Consider the following 15,161-nt stretch of genomic DNA (forward strand, 5'->3'; position numbering starts at 1 on the left):
ATGCAAATATAGACAAAGAGGTGAATGGCCCATGCAGCCAAAATTGAATATTATGCATCTACCAGTGTATCAGCCTGGTAAACCAGTTGAAGATGTCAAAAGAGAATTAGGTTTAGACGAAGTTATTAAATTAGCATCTAATGAAAATCCGCGAGGTTATTCGCCGTTAGCTAAAGCAGCGATGCTTGAAGAAATAGATCAACTACACTTGTATCCTGACGGTGCAAGTGTTGAATTAACAGAAGTCCTTGCACGCAAAATTAATGTCAATAGCGATCAAATTATTTTTGGTACAGGCTCAAGCGATATTATATTGATGATTGCCCGTGCATTCCTAGTTGCTGGCGATGAGACAGTAATGGCAGACGAGACGTTCTCCCAATATAAACATAATGCTGAGATCGAAAATGTGAAGTTAGTTGAGGTACCGCTGAAAGATGGTAAGCATGATCTTCCGGCAATGCTTGCAGCAACAACTGAGAAAACGAAAGTGCTGTGGATTTGTAATCCAAATAATCCAACAGGTACAATTATTGCTCATGAGGATATGCTCTCCTTCTTAGATCAAGTACCTAAGCATGTGTTAGTTGTTCTTGACGAAGCATACGGAGAGTATGTATTCGATACTAATTTCACAGATGGCGTTCAATTACTAGATAAATATAATAACTTAGTTGTACTACGGACGTTCTCCAAAGTATATGGACTCGCTGCGAATCGAATTGGTTATGGAGTAGGTAATACTGCAGTAATTCGTACCATTAATCAAGTGCGTGAGCCATTCAATACAGGTCGCTTAGCGCAAGTTGCAGCAAAAGCTTCGCTTCAAGATGATGCGTTCCTAGAACAATGTCGCACAGCAAACCGTGCCGGATTAGATTATTTACATGGGCAATTTACACGTATGAAGCTGGAGTTTTTCGAAGGTCATGGTAACTTCGTTATGGTCGATGTGCGTACGCCTTCTATGGAAATATTCAATCTTATGCTGCGTAAAGGTATTATTATTCGAGCGGGCTGGAAGCAATATCCAACCTGTATTCGAGTGTCTGTTGGTACAGCGGAGCAAAATGAAAAGTTCATTAACGCTCTTGAGCAAGTTCTAACAGAATTGGCGGTGCTAACTTAATTGATGACAAAGGTAGCAATATTTGGTGTAGGTCTTATCGGAGGCTCTATCGCGTTATGCTTAAAGGGACAACCGAATATTACCGTTATTGGATATTCTAATCGTAGTTCTTCTGTTGAGAAGTATGTTCAACGTGGCGTTGTAGATAGTGGCACGACATCGGTAGAAGAAGCGGCACTAGACGCAGATTTTATTTTCTTATGTGTACCGGTTGGTCTAATGGATGACTATATGAAGCAGCTAAGCGAGCTTGATCTTAAGCCAGGCTGCATTATAACAGATGTTGGCAGTACAAAAGCGTCTGTAATGGCATCTGCGCAAGTGTTCAAGCATACTTCAGCAATATTCATTGGTGGTCATCCAATGGCCGGATCAGAACGTTCAGGTGTCGAAGCGGCATCTAGTCGATTGTTGGAAAATGCTTTCTATGTACTTACCGCAGCGGAAGATACACCAGCAGCTAGTCTTAATCAGTTGATCGAGCTATTGAGTTACACACGAGCTCAAATTGTCCCCGTTGATGCAAAGGCTCATGATACGATTGTAGGAGCAATTAGCCATTTGCCACATATTATTGCAGTTGGGCTTGTGAATCAGATTCGTGGCTACAATGATAATGATGGTCTCTATGAAACGTTGGCTGCGGGAGGCTTCCGCGATATTACACGGATCGCGTCGGGTGATCCATCATTATGGCGCGATATATTGCTAGATAATAAAGTTGTGCTGTTGAAGTTGCTTAATGATTGGCAAAACAATATGGATCAGTTCAAGCAGCTACTGGAGCAGGATGATGGCGATGGCATTGTACATGCGTTTCATCAAGCGGGCAATTTCCGCAGTAAAATGCCAGAAAGAAGAAAAGGAATGCTGCATTCAATTTACGATTGTTATGTAGATATTCCCGATCATCCTGGTATTATTGGTTCTATTGCAAGTGAATTGGGTAATGCTCAAATCAACTTAAGCAATATTCAAATTATTGAAAATCGCGAACAAATTCCTGGCGTGTTGAAGCTTAGCTTTAGAACGCAAGAACATCTTGATCAAGCGATTGTTTTGTTAGGGCAACAAGGGTATAAAGTAGAGCAATAACTTAGAATAGATCATAAATATAACGCTTATGAGAGGATTTTCCTTTCATGAGCGTTTTTTAATGTTACATTCTTACAATCTATTCTATCAATAAAAAAAGAGGTAAATACAAGTGAATTGTACAATTTTAGGGAGAAATATATTAAAAATAAAAATGTAAGCGCTTATTGACAAACTGGAAGCGTATACATATAATGAATATATAGTATGGTTTCTCTCCACTCCTATCCAATAACTCTTGTGTTCATAGATGGACACGGACCACTCCTTCAGAGTGGTCTTTTTTTTTCTTTTAACATAAACGATAATAGACTATGATAGTAAGTGATGATTGATTATATATAAAACGCAACTTTTTGATCCGAAATCAGTATAAATGTATAGTGGATTTCGGGAATAAATTGCAGGTGGAGGAGGTTCGCCTGTCATGACAGATTCCCAGATAATACGTGAAATAAAGGATGGCAATGTCGAACTCTACTCTGAGCTTATGAATCGCTATCAACGTAGAATCATGGCCTTTATCTATCATATGTTGAAGAGCGCCAAACTAGAGTCTCTCTCTGAGGATCTATGCTCTGAAACTTTTTATAAAGCGTACCGCAGTTTGCATACTTTTCGCGAAATAGATGCGACCTTTTCTACATGGCTTTATACGATTGCGCGAAACACAGTATTAAGTGAGCTACGTAAGCAAAAAGCAGCTTATGTTTCGATAGAGGAAGTCAACATGGAACCGATTGTTTCAGATGCTGCAACACCAGAACAGCAGCTTCTTATTAATGAACGAATGGAAAAGGTTCGTGCTGCGATCAATAATTTGCCTGAAAAACAACGTTCAGCTATTATTCTTCGTGAATACGAACAAATGGATTACCAAGAGATTGCCAATATACTAGGACAAACGGTTAGCTCGGTGAAGTCGTTATTATTCAGAGCTAGAGCCAGTATTAAACAACAGCTTGAGGCGTATATTGAGCAGGATAGATCAAGCGATGATTATGAAAGGATGTATCGGAAATGAAATGTAATGAGATCGAACAATTCATAGATAGCTATTTAGAACTGGATGAAGACGATCCGTTGCGTATTGAAATCGAAGCCCATTTATTCGATTGTGAGCATTGCTCATCATTATTAGAACTGGACTTTAGTTCTATTTCATTCTCTGAGTTGTCTTTCGCGGATTCTGACATAAAACAAACGAATATTGATTATATTAACAAACATGTAATGGATAGAATTTATGCTGAAGAAGCATGGTACATGCCGATCGCAACCAAAAATTATCATTTTTCACGCAATTTTAGACGTAATATTGCCATGATCATCGCTTGTTGCCTGGCGATGTTTTCGATCGCATTATTTGTATTTATTTTTGATTATAAGGAAGATACGAAATCCACAATTGCTGCAAACATTTCTGGGGTAGTAGATATTGCATCTGCTGAAAGTGTTAGCTTAGTTAGTTCTAATATTTACAAAGGTCAAATACCTGTTGCAAGTATTAGCGACCCGATTGTCATGCAAGTCGTTCCAACCTTTCCGCAATATTACGTAGCTTTATCACTACTTGGAATAATCATGACTATCCTTGTGTTAAATTGGTTTACGAGAACGCGTAGTTAACCTGCATCACTTCGTTATCAAAGTCTGTTTTTTGAACAACCTCTAAAAAAAGGAGAGAGATATTGTGTTAATAGGTCTTGTCCGCCACGGCGAAACACACTGGAATGCGATCAAACGAATTCAAGGTCAAACGGATATTCCGCTCAATGAGAATGGGATTGCGCAAGCAAAATTGCTAGCAAGCCGACTTCAATCCGACGAAGTGATTTGGGATTACGTCGTGACAAGCGATTTGGAACGCGCTAAAGCAACAGGCGCCCATATTCACGAGATGCTACAAATACCGCTTCTTACTGTGGATGAGCGTCTTAGAGAACGTTTTTTTGGGCAGGTTGAAGGAACTACTTTAGAAGAACGTGTTGCTAAGTGGGGAGAAGATTGGAAAGAACTCGATTTGGGAGCGGAAACGATTGAAGATATGCGTTCAAGAGGCGTTGCAATATTAGACGAGCTATATGTGAAGTATCCGAATTCTAATATTTTGTGCGTTACGCATGGTAGCTTTATTGCGAATTTGCTGCTGGAACTGTTTCCGGATCTTGCAGATGAGCGGATTGGGAATTTATCATACTCCATATTAGAACGTAATGAAGCGGGATGGAAATTTTTATTATACAATTGCAATAAACATCTTGAACAAGATACTATATCTAGCACCACATAATTTCAAGTCGACATGAAATATTATTGCGTAGCAGAAGTAACTTAATTATGGAAGACCTTAATTAATTGAGGTGGGAAAAGGTTGCATGAAATGGTTTGGAGAGAAAAACTTATGCTAGAGCCAACATCATCGGAGTTTGTTGAAGTAAACACAAAAATAGAACTGTCGCAGATAAATACGAAAAATTAGTACATGATTATTTTAGGGGAAATAAAAAATAATGCTTATTTTATATGGCTCAATCTCATAATAAGTGCTGGACTGTTTAAATTTGTATACGTTAGCGGATATTAGGTACGTTATGGGCATGATTGATCATTTTTCAGATAGCTTTCGCTGGCCCCTTAGTACTCGTGTATATAACAAAGCCCAAATTAGCCTTAATGTGCGCTGGATAGGGCTGCTGAGCGCAGTATATCCCAAACCCATAGTGGACTCACAGGACCTTATTTCTGCGTTCTCCGCTCGGTTGTGCTTCATTCCCCACTTGCGGCGTAGCAATACCAAAAGTAGCGTCAATAGTACGTGAAATGGAGCTACTTCGACACATCCGTACGTCCATTCATATTTCAACGTTTTTTTCCAAAAAAAATAAACACATCATTGAACTAACGAGAAACGTTAGTTCAATGAAAGACTGTATACAACGATGAAGGAGCTGCCACGGCAGCTCCTTTTACATATTCATAAAATAGGGCGATTTCGTACATATATCCGACATGTACGAGACTTTTACAATGTCATGATGGAACTTTAAAATACAGACCAATCCTATTCCAGGGATGAAAAAGCAACCCCGCCTCCATTATAAAATCTCCATAGTCTACCACGACAATCCTTCCTTTGTACATGGCTGAATTGAAACGTCTCATCCATAAGCTGAATTCCTGCTTTCCCAAACTTCTTTCTGAGCCAGTTTCAAAAAAACATACTTAAATCTTCTAGGATTCATAACTCACATAACGGCTATACCTTTTTGTGTTTTTTTGTATAAAAATGACAATACATATAATCTCTGGGGTTGTTTTTCATTATTCCTTGTAGTAAATTTTAATTACCAATTATTAGGTTGAATCTTTTTCAAAAGGCTGATTGAATGTTCTTAACGATACAGGGGGGAAGGAACGATCTTGCAGAAGCTAAGCCATACATTCCAACATATTAAAGTCAATATCGCCAACAACTTATTTATGTTCAAATTAGCATGGAGTATACATCCGCAGAGAGTGGTGGCTGAATTTGCAGTTCAAGCCGGCAGACAGCTTGGTAATGTATTTTTTACCGTATATTTCATGAAGTACATCATTGAGTCCATATCAATAGAAAGGGATTTTCAGCAAATTGTCTATTTCATAATCCTGACATTGGTTTTGATGCTCGCATTAGTCTTGCTGGACAATTGGTATGATTATCGCTTCAGGCCTTTAAGCGATCTCAAGTTATATGAGAAGCTGTATCTCATTCTTTTTCGCAAGGCTGCATCCGTGGAATTGAAGTGCTTTGAGGATCATGAGTTTTATAATAAATATACCAAAGCCATCCAAGAAGCGGATCAACGAGTAAGCGCTGTTCTTGAAAATCTCTCTAGAATTATATTCGTCTCGCTTGCAACGATTAGTATATTTGCCGTGATGTACGCCATAGATCCGTGGGTGGTATGGTTTGCTTTATTGCCGATTATCGGAAATTTTTATTTTGGAAAAAAGCTGAACCGAATTCAGTTCCAGCAAAATGATGAGCGAGTACCCTACCAAAGAAAAATGGACTATGTAAACCGTGTCATTTATTTATCGCACTTTGCCAAGGAAATTCGGTTGTCCCGCATTTTTTCAGTTCTGAGAAACACTTATATAGAAGGGTATGACGGTGTCATTTCTGTCGTTCATAAGTATCGAGTAAAGGCGGGAGTTATTTCCTTTTTCAAAATATTTACTACCTTCACGCTCATATTCCAAGGGATTTTGCTGTACGGTGCTTATCTAGCAATTGTTAAGCAATCGATTTCTATCAGCTCCTTTATCGTTCTTGGAAGCGCAATGGTTGGTGGCGCATGGTCGCTCATTCGGCTGTCTGACAGTTTTGTAGAGATCAACAAAAACGGCATATACATCGAAAATTTAAAAACTTTTTTAAACTATGTTTCCGAAATCCAGGAGGATGCCGATCCAGTCAAACCAATCGCGCCGCCGATACAGAAATTAACATTTCGGCAGCTTCAATTTACGTATGATGGAGCAGATAGGCCCTCTATTCGCCATATTACGATGGAAGTGAATAAGAATGAGAAAATTGCTCTTGTCGGCCACAATGGAGCAGGCAAATCAACGTTAATCAAGCTCATGATGCGATTGTACGATCCTACTGAGGGAGAAATATTGTTAAACGGCCGCAATATAAAAGAGTTTGATCTCATGTCCTATCGCTCACTGTATGGAACCGTATTTCAGGATTTTAAGATTTTTTCGATGACAATTGCAGAGAATGTACTTATGCGCGATGTGGACACCGAAGCTGACCGCCAGCTCGTCATAAATGCGCTCAAGAAAAGCAGAGTATACGATAAGGTAGCCACTTTGCCGGAGGGAATAGATACGATGCTTACGAAGGAGTTTGATGAACAAGGAGTTGTTTTATCAGGCGGCGAGTTTCAAAAGATTGCGATCGCGCGCATTTTTGCACAACAGGCCGAACTACTCATTCTTGATGAGCCAACAAGCGCCCTCGACCCGATTGCGGAATTTGAAATTTTTGAAAGTATGATGGAAGCCTGCAAGGATAAAGCCGTTGTCATTATTTCTCACCGCATGTCATCCGCTATGCTGGCAGATCGCATTTATTACATGGAGGATGGCGAAATTCAAGAGTCTGGCTCACACATGGAATTGATGCAGCTGCAGGGGAAATATGCGGAGCTATTCTTAAAGCAAGCAGAAAAGTATGTTGATCAAGAAGAGTTGGCTGGGGTGGTGAATCTGCATGAAGCCTAATAAGCATAGCTTTACTCGGGTCCTTAAAAATAATTGGTTTATTTTGAAATACGGGCTGCGCTATTCGCGCAAATATATCATCTTTACATGTTTGTATGCATGCTTGCAGGAAATCGAAATTTTTATCGAACATGTCCTTTTGATTAAGTTTGTGTTCGACAGCGTTCAATATGGAACTTCCTTTTCTACGGTTGCCTTATATATCGGACTAACAATTTTGTTTATCGCAATCTGTTTTGTGCTGGACAGTATTTACTACCAGAGCGTTGAACCTAAAGGAAAAGAATTGCTGTATCAAAAGATAAGGATGGATCTCTACGAAAAAGCGATTAGTACCGATTTGGCGAATTATGACGATCCCGTTTTTTATAATGATTATGTGTGGAGCGCCAATGATGCTCATAATCGAATTGATGCTACGATAAACACCATCAGAACAATTTGCAAATCCGTTACGGTTATCATGACCTCTATAAGCTTTTTCCTGTTCGTTGACAAGCTCGGTCTGCTGTTTGTGCTCGTGTCCTTCATTTTAACCCTGATTGTCAGCATGATCACCAATAAAATCAGGTACAAAATGAGGATGGAGCTTAACGAAAAGGATCGTAAACGAATCTATTTGAAGCGGTTGTTTTACTTGGCTGATTATGCGAAGGAATTAAGACTTTATTCCATCAAGGAGAAATTTTTTAGAGATTTCACTGATACACATAAAGAGATGCACGGAATCGTGCAAAAGCATTCGAAAAAGCAGTTCTGGTTAAACTTCTCCTCTGAGTATTTTTTTAGTGAGTTGATTTTGAGCGGCTTGTACGTCGTATATGTTGTGTTTATGACGTTAGTGAAAGGAACGTTAAGCTATGGAAGCGCGGTCACGCTGCTCAATTCATCCTGGCGTTTAAAGGGCAATTTGCAATATATGACGACACTTATTAGCCAGATGCAAGAAAACAGCCTCTATATTGAGAAGTTAAGAAGCTTCCTAGATCAAAAGAACGGTCTGATAGAAGCTGAAGATCCAATACCTGTGCCGAATAAGTTTACTGGATTAACTCTAAGAGAGTTATCATTCCAATATGGTCAATCCGGGCCGCCAATCCTCCAAAACGTTAATCTAAGCATCAAGCCTGGAGAGAAAATTGCAATCGTTGGCTACAATGGTGCGGGAAAAACGACATTGACGAAGCTGATCATGCGTCTATACGATGCAAGCTCGGGAGAAATTCGTTTAAATGGGATACCAATCGATCAATTGAAGCTGGACGATTACCGAATGAAGATTAGCTCCGTGTTTCAGGATCATCAGTTGTTCGCTGCTACGCTTTCTCAAAACGTCGTCATGAACCATGCTACATCAGGCGATTCCTATCTGATAAGAGAAGCGCTGGAGAAAAGTGGTTTTGGCAGTAAGCTGCAATCTTTGCGACTAGGGACCGAGACTTCCGTTACTAAGGAATTTGACGATACCGGGATCGAGTTATCTGGCGGAGAGGCTCAGAAGGTGGCGATCGCAAGAGTATTCGCCAAGCCGACTCTACTTATTATATTAGACGAGCCTTCCAGCGCATTGGACCCTATGAGTGAATACCATTTGAATCAAGTCATGCTAGAGAAGGCAGAAGATAGACCGATCATTTTCATTTCCCATCGCTTATCGACTACCAAAATGGCGGATCGCATTCTCATGATGGAAAATGGTCAAATTATTGAGCAAGGTTCACACGAAGAACTTATGAAAATGGACGGGAAATACGCTCAAATGTTTAACCTTCAGGCGTCCAGATATCGCCTGGTCGTTGGAACTTCTTAACAATGCATTATCTTCATTACTCATGTGCTCCATTCAATTTGAATGAGAATTCGCCTTTATCTATTTAGGTTCATTTTATAGACGCTAAATACACACGTTTTTCAGTGGCCACGTTGCAGAGGCGCTCTTTTTTATGCAAAGTCCAAATTATTCGTTTTACAGGAATTCTAACGGGGAACGTTAGCTGAATAAATCGCCGGCATGGAGGGCGGTTTTCTTCAGGTTGAAAATCAAATGCAAATATAGATAAGCAGTCAAGTTGGTTGATATATGAGCTATGGATTAGTCCGAATAATGACAAGGTGGAAATTGTTACAGGCGGCAAATTGTCTGACCTAGAATGAAGCGATAATTACTAACTAATCTAGCGAAATAAAGCTTCTTAATGATCTATTCACTCATTTTCAAATGAATGAAAATTTTGAGCAATTGTTGTGCAGACTTATGATTTACGGTATCATATACTTTTGGACATGTTATTAAGAATGAGAAATGAGGCTTTTAAAAATGTCAGTAGCTACAGAGAATGCAACACGCACTCAAGCAAGTCAAGTATTTGATTTACAGCTTGCGCTTGAGGGCTTGTCTAAAGATATATTAACAAATATACGCAAGCATGCCGTTATCAAAAATGCTAGTAAGTTGAATCGAGAACAACTTAAGCAAACGATCATCGAACAATTATCTGGTGCTTATGAACTCGAATTACCTTCACTACTTGAATTGTTTGATGAGGAGAGAGTAGAGCTTCTGCAAGAGGTTGTTCGTCGTAAAGGTATCCTTGCTTTCAATGAACAGTTAACAGCGCAGCAACTTCGGTATTGGTTGGAATTGGGACTGTTATTCCAAACGACGATTAATGGACAAGCTGTTATTGCTATGCCGAATGAATTAATTAATGTAGTCGATCAACATCTACAGAAGCTAGATTTCAAACGAATAGCTTTGAATAGTAATTTAATTGATACGGTTAAAGGAATGATGTATTACTATGGTGCGCTAACACATGAGCAACTTAATACGATCCTTTCTAGATATGCTGTATTTGGCCAAATAGAAGTTCCCTATATGCATCTCGTTATTAACTACCGCCATTATCATAATGATCTAGGGTTGAATGAACAGTTTGTACATCATGCTGCGATACCTGATCCTACTCTAATTGCGAAAGAACATAACCAACGTCAAGAAGTAGATTATGCTTATTTCACAGCGCTAGAATTGCATAAAGCGGGTGCAGAGCGCTATATCCACAGGACACAAGCTCATCGGCTCCTCGTTGATTTCTTAGTAAAACAATTCAAAGTGCTGCAACAAGATGCCAATCTGATTGCTGATCAGGCTGAATTCGGCATTCGTGCTGGTTTGCAGCTTCAAGACTTGGTTGAATATATTCAGCGAGAACTAGTTATTCAAGACGAACAGCTACTTAATTTGTTGTTGCCTCGATTAATAATTATGTACAATAATACGCCGCAATGGTTTTTGAAGGGACATCATGCTACTAGTTTAGCTAACAATAGTGAGCATGCGGAAACCTCGCAGCAACAACCGATATCTAATGAGCACGCTGCGCCACAGATTGGTCGCAATGATCCTTGTTATTGCGGTAGTGGCAAGAAATATAAAAAGTGCTGTATCAACAAATAAATAGATAGATAGTCAAGGCAATCTCCATTCGTTCATTTCGGGCGAGTATAGATTGCCTTTTTGTTTGCGCAATAGGTGAACCAATTATAATTTGCTGAGATTAGTAGTCAATTTTTGTCGCAAAGTATGAAATAAGTAAAAATAGTAATACTAGAAACTATAAGCTAGAACTTTTGATCAACGTAATTACGATGTTTGCGAGAAAGGAGATCCAATGAATTTATCAGATATGCTGAGCTATGCCGATATTACTCAACTCACAAAAATAGCTTCTGTGTATGGTTGTGAGTGTAATGGAAATTCAAAGCATGAATTAATTCAGTCCATTCTAGCAACGGTACATAGACGTGATGTCATTAAAGAGAAATTAGCAAAAATGGAGCTAGAGGAATTAAGGTTCGTCAATTATTTATTGTTTGAAACTCGGAAGTCCTATAGCTTAGAAGATTTACTTGCTAGAGTGCAACAGTGTAGATTTCCAGCTAGGAATGAAGTTCGGAATACAAGTGTCACGGTCGTAGAAACAAAGCCGAAAGTAAAATCCAAAAAATCTACTAAGCAGCAAGTCATTGAATTAACACCGCGTGAAATTATTGCAAAATTCAAACAGCAAGGTTGGTTGTTCAATGGATATGGTGGCAGTGATCGTTATTTGTTCCATGTGCCCCAGGATTTGAAGGAAAGATTCAAAGTCACATTGGCTGAAGTGTTATCGGTTTCGATTGAGCGGGGGGCAGAACCACCAGCTTATCGCGAAGAAGGAGGTCAATTATTACTAGATATGAAAGTGATGCTCAATTTCATCGATACTTATAAGCCAAACGTTGCTATTGATGGGATTATGCACAGAAGATTTGTTGTTCAACTGAATGAACTATTTGCAATACAAGAAGAATTACCTGGCAAAGGTGCATGGAAATTTGGCTATGGTAAAGGTTTTGGAGACTATCCAGATCGGATGGCATTTATGAACGATTATTGCTATGCAAAGGGTTGGCTAGCTATCGAAAGTGACACGATTGTCTTAACTAGAAGCGGGAAATTGGCTAAAGACAATATGAATTATGAAGAGATGCAAGCTATAGTCTCACATTGGCTCAAGCTTTATAAAGGAGCAATTCCGAATGTTACTTCGTTATATTATTGGATTTGTAGTTTGTCTAAGGAATGGACGACATTGAAATCTTTTGAAACGGTACTTGAGCCTTACATAAGACCTTACTATTTCGATTCAGCCGGAGCTATTTTGCATCAACGGATTGTGAAAATGCTGCTGCATTTCGGTATCATTGCAATCGGAGAAACGGAGCAAGGAGTCGTAATGAAAAGGTCGGTCTTCGGTCATAAAATGATCGATAGCTTTCCAGTCAGTAATGAGAAACATTGACAATCTGTAAGCTCATTGTTAGAATTTCCCTACGTTTTAAGAGGGGGATGATCGTATGTTATTGCCGTATAAAGGCTTAATGCCAACACTTAGTAACGATGTCTTTGTTGCTGAAGGTGCGAAAATAATTGGAGAAGTTTCAATCGGTCAACAAAGCACAATTTGGTATAATGCTGTACTTCGTGGTGATTTGGCTCCAATTCGGATTGGTGATCGCTGTAATATACAAGATGGTGTTGTTGGACATGTGAATACACTGCAGCCGCTAATTTTGGCGGATGAAGTATCTGTCGGACACGCTGCGATTATTCACGGCTGCAATATTGGGAGAGGAAGCTTAATCGGCATGGGGGCTATTGTACTTAATGGTGCAGAGATTGGTGAATATGCTTTAATAGGGGCAGGTGCTGTCATTACGGAAAATAAAAAAATCCCGCCCTATACATTATCTCTTGGGACGCCCGCTAAAGTTGTTCGTGAGTTAACGGAAGATGATCTAGCTAGAATGAAAAGAACAATGGAAAGCTATGTAGCTAAAGGATATGAGTATAGGAATGTATAGCACCGTTATGGAGGTGTTACCTATCGATAAGATGAATGTAAAATACGAAGCGATGTTAGCATTAACCGCTGAAATGATATTGGACGATGCCTTAAAAAATTATCAGCGCAATAAGCTTGAAACGAAAATAGATGAAGCACTGGCAACAGGTGATGAACATTTGTTTTATGAACTTAGTACTCAATTAAAGCAGTTAAAATAGTGGAATCAATAATAAAGGCCTTCGGATGCGAGTTAGCTATAGCATTTGAAGGCTTTCTTCTGTAATATTATAAGAGGAAGTTCAAAAAGCGGACTCTCATTGAAATAGGTAGTTCAAAAAGAAGCAAAAGTTTCAGGAGGGACAACAGTGAAATTTAGTGAAATACAGCAGGAGCAGTGGGAGGAACTTAAGCCTTATCTTGACACTTGCTTGCTACCGATAACTGGATTAGACGGTAGTGAATCACCTGTTGAAGCAACGTTAGCATTAGAAAACCTAAGAGATATTATGGATTTGGTTGAAATCCCTTACAAAGGCAGAGTTGTTACTTATCCTGCCTGCCATTACATTAGCATCGACCCGGCTGCCCAGGCGCAAATAGCTTCATATTGTCGTGCTTTAAGAGGACAAGGCTTTAAGTACATCATCCTTATTACTGCCAAATTACATACTCAGTTTCAAATTAATGAAGCGGATCTGTGGATTGCCCCTACAGAAAATGGCGAAATTCCATCATCTGATCAAGTGAATTTACAAATTCGTGAACTGTGGAGTCACAATAGGACATAAATAACATGATAAATATGTATGAAATGGTTCGTAATAGGGGAAAACAATGCCAATAGAATGCTAATTGTGACAAATTGACAACAAATTATTGAACGATATTTCCTAATTGTCGCAAATGTCCTGTCAAATTGTTGACGGTATTTGGTAGCTAGGCTATTATAATTATGTCCTAGTTCATCATTTGGCTTTGCTTTTGAGCAATACGGAAGAATTGGTTGGCAAAGGGGGTTAGAACAGAAAATGAGTAACCATGAACAACATGATTCGGAGCATCAACCGGTTAAACGCAAAGAAATGTCCCGGCGTCAATTTTTATCATACACGCTTGGCGGCACAACTGCCTTCATGATAGGTGGCGCAGTTTTACCGATGGTTCGCTTTGCAGTAGATCCTTTATTAGCTAAAGGTAGCGAAAGCGCGTTCGTAAAAGTATTAGATGAAAATAAAGTTACGTCTGAACCGCAAGAAGTAAGATTCAAAGTGCATCAAGTTGACGCTTGGTATGAAAGTGAAACTCAGAAGGTGGCTTGGATTTCCAAGGATGCTTCTAATAAAGTATTTGCACTTTCTCCAATTTGTAAGCATTTGGGTTGTACAGTAGCTTGGAACACACACGGAAAAAGTGAATATGACTGTCCTTGTCATGATGCACGTTATTCCAAAGACGGTAAAAACATTACCGTTGCAAACTCACCACTTGATGAGTATGAAGTTGTAGTAAAAGATGGAGTCGTATACCTTGGCGGTATTATTTCAAACACTAGAGCATAAGGAGGGCGTATGTTAGATGTTTAAAAGTATATATAATTGGATTGACGAACGTCTTGATATTACGCCGCTTTGGAGAGATGTAGCTGACCACGAAGTTCCTGAACACGTTAACCCAGCGCATCACTTCTCAGCATTCGTATATTGCTTTGGTGGTCTGACGTTCTTTATTACAGTAATTCAAATTTTGTCAGGTATGTTTTTAACAATGTATTATGTACCAGATATCGTTCACGCTTATGCAAGTGTTGACTACCTACAACACCAAATTCCATTTGGTAACATTGTTCGTGGCATGCATCACTTCGGGGCGAGTTTAGTCATTGTTATGATGTTCTTACATACACTCCGAGTCTTCTTTACAGGTTCTTATAAAGCACCTCGTGAGATGAACTGGGTAGTTGGAATGCTTATCTTCTTTATTATGCTAGGTCTTGGTTTCACAGGGTATCTACTTCCTTGGGATAACAAAGCTTACTACGCTACTAAAGTAGGGGTAGAAATTGCCGCATCTGTACCTATAATTGGTGATTATATCGCTAAGATCTTATATGGTGGGGACATCGTAGGCGCTCGTACATTAACAACATTCTTTGCAGTGCATGTATTCTTCTTACCAGGTGCATTGATTGCAATGCTTGCAGCGCACTTTATTATGATCCGCAAACAAGGGATTTCAGGTCCACTATAAGCGAAGGAGGCTACAAT

At 39.3% G+C, this 15,161-nt stretch carries 14 protein-coding genes; all 14 read left to right on the forward strand.

All coding sequences use genetic code 11. The annotated features are described in order from the left end of the window. Window positions 1-31: 31 nt before the first annotated feature. The 14 genes from hisC to qcrB all read left to right on the forward strand — a co-directional run bounded on the left by hisC (window position 32) and on the right by qcrB (window position 15,144). Window positions 32-1,129 carry a histidinol-phosphate transaminase gene (hisC, locus tag AC1TO5_RS14570; RefSeq protein WP_482063548.1) on the forward strand — a complete coding sequence of 366 codons (1,098 nt, stop codon included), beginning with the start codon at window positions 32-34 and terminating at the stop codon, window positions 1,127-1,129. Window positions 1,130-1,132: 3 nt separating this feature from the next. Next, entirely contained in the window at window positions 1,133-2,224 is a 1,092-nt protein-coding gene (locus tag AC1TO5_RS14575; protein ID WP_482063652.1) for a prephenate dehydrogenase, read from the forward strand. A 427-nt stretch (window positions 2,225-2,651) separates the two neighbouring features. Continuing rightward, window positions 2,652-3,248, forward strand: a complete 597-nt coding sequence (locus tag AC1TO5_RS14580; protein ID WP_482063549.1) for an RNA polymerase sigma factor — start codon at window positions 2,652-2,654, stop codon at window positions 3,246-3,248. After that, complete coding sequence (locus AC1TO5_RS14585; protein ID WP_482063550.1) at window positions 3,245-3,853, forward strand: anti-sigma factor family protein; 609 nt, start codon at window positions 3,245-3,247, stop codon at window positions 3,851-3,853. The genes AC1TO5_RS14580 and AC1TO5_RS14585 overlap by 4 nt, the downstream gene beginning before the upstream one ends. A 64-nt stretch (window positions 3,854-3,917) precedes the next feature. Further along, window positions 3,918-4,517, forward strand: coding sequence for a histidine phosphatase family protein (locus tag AC1TO5_RS14590; protein WP_482063551.1), 600 nt, complete (start codon window positions 3,918-3,920; stop codon window positions 4,515-4,517). A 1,130-nt stretch (window positions 4,518-5,647) separates the two neighbouring features. After that, window positions 5,648-7,504 (forward strand): ABC transporter ATP-binding protein, encoded by a 1,857-nt coding sequence (locus AC1TO5_RS14595; protein ID WP_482063552.1) that lies wholly within the window; start codon window positions 5,648-5,650, stop codon window positions 7,502-7,504. After that, on the forward strand, window positions 7,494-9,314 hold the full coding sequence (locus AC1TO5_RS14600; protein ID WP_482063553.1) for an ABC transporter ATP-binding protein: 1,821 nt from the start codon (window positions 7,494-7,496) through the stop codon (window positions 9,312-9,314). Before AC1TO5_RS14595 ends, AC1TO5_RS14600 begins: the two co-directional genes overlap by 11 nt. Before the next feature lie 507 nt (window positions 9,315-9,821). Further along, window positions 9,822-10,964, forward strand: coding sequence for an SEC-C metal-binding domain-containing protein (locus tag AC1TO5_RS14605; protein WP_482063554.1), 1,143 nt, complete (start codon window positions 9,822-9,824; stop codon window positions 10,962-10,964). A 214-nt stretch (window positions 10,965-11,178) separates the two neighbouring features. Beyond that, window positions 11,179-12,351 carry a hypothetical protein gene (locus tag AC1TO5_RS14610; RefSeq protein WP_482063555.1) on the forward strand — a complete coding sequence of 391 codons (1,173 nt, stop codon included), beginning with the start codon at window positions 11,179-11,181 and terminating at the stop codon, window positions 12,349-12,351. A 55-nt stretch (window positions 12,352-12,406) separates the two neighbouring features. Continuing rightward, the gene (locus AC1TO5_RS14615; protein ID WP_482063556.1) at window positions 12,407-12,913 is read left to right on the forward strand and encodes a gamma carbonic anhydrase family protein; all 507 of its coding nucleotides are present in this window, start codon (window positions 12,407-12,409) and stop codon (window positions 12,911-12,913) included. A 22-nt stretch (window positions 12,914-12,935) separates the two neighbouring features. Continuing rightward, a complete protein-coding gene (locus AC1TO5_RS14620; protein WP_482063653.1) occupies window positions 12,936-13,115 on the forward strand; it encodes an IDEAL domain-containing protein in 180 nt (59 codons plus the stop codon). A gap of 147 nt (window positions 13,116-13,262) precedes the next feature. Next, window positions 13,263-13,685 carry a DUF2487 family protein gene (locus tag AC1TO5_RS14625; protein ID WP_482063557.1) on the forward strand — a complete coding sequence of 141 codons (423 nt, stop codon included), beginning with the start codon at window positions 13,263-13,265 and terminating at the stop codon, window positions 13,683-13,685. Window positions 13,686-13,925: 240 nt separating this feature from the next. After that, window positions 13,926-14,456, forward strand: a complete 531-nt coding sequence (locus tag AC1TO5_RS14630; RefSeq protein ID WP_482063558.1) for a Rieske (2Fe-2S) protein — start codon at window positions 13,926-13,928, stop codon at window positions 14,454-14,456. Window positions 14,457-14,472: 16 nt separating this feature from the next. Next, on the forward strand, window positions 14,473-15,144 hold the full coding sequence (gene qcrB / locus AC1TO5_RS14635; RefSeq protein WP_482063559.1) for a menaquinol-cytochrome c reductase cytochrome b subunit: 672 nt from the start codon (window positions 14,473-14,475) through the stop codon (window positions 15,142-15,144). Window positions 15,145-15,161: the final 17 nt, after the last annotated feature.

The organism is Paenibacillus sp. Y930, from assembly GCF_056786375.1.

What these genes read in the sequence shown, in the direction of transcription:
- hisC (WP_482063548.1), top strand. Translation starts at nt 32, where the DNA reads ATGCAGCCAAAATTGAATATTATGCATCTACCAGTGTATCAGCCTGGT.
- AC1TO5_RS14575 (WP_482063652.1), top strand. Translation starts at nt 1,133, where the DNA reads ATGACAAAGGTAGCAATATTTGGTGTAGGTCTTATCGGAGGCTCTATC.
- AC1TO5_RS14580 (WP_482063549.1), top strand. Translation starts at nt 2,652, where the DNA reads ATGACAGATTCCCAGATAATACGTGAAATAAAGGATGGCAATGTCGAA.
- AC1TO5_RS14585 (WP_482063550.1), top strand. Translation starts at nt 3,245, where the DNA reads ATGAAATGTAATGAGATCGAACAATTCATAGATAGCTATTTAGAACTG.
- AC1TO5_RS14600 (WP_482063553.1), top strand. Translation starts at nt 7,494, where the DNA reads ATGAAGCCTAATAAGCATAGCTTTACTCGGGTCCTTAAAAATAATTGG.
- AC1TO5_RS14605 (WP_482063554.1), top strand. Translation starts at nt 9,822, where the DNA reads ATGTCAGTAGCTACAGAGAATGCAACACGCACTCAAGCAAGTCAAGTA.
- AC1TO5_RS14610 (WP_482063555.1), top strand. Translation starts at nt 11,179, where the DNA reads ATGAATTTATCAGATATGCTGAGCTATGCCGATATTACTCAACTCACA.
- AC1TO5_RS14615 (WP_482063556.1), top strand. Translation starts at nt 12,407, where the DNA reads ATGTTATTGCCGTATAAAGGCTTAATGCCAACACTTAGTAACGATGTC.
- AC1TO5_RS14630 (WP_482063558.1), top strand. Translation starts at nt 13,926, where the DNA reads ATGAGTAACCATGAACAACATGATTCGGAGCATCAACCGGTTAAACGC.
- qcrB (WP_482063559.1), top strand. Translation starts at nt 14,473, where the DNA reads ATGTTTAAAAGTATATATAATTGGATTGACGAACGTCTTGATATTACG.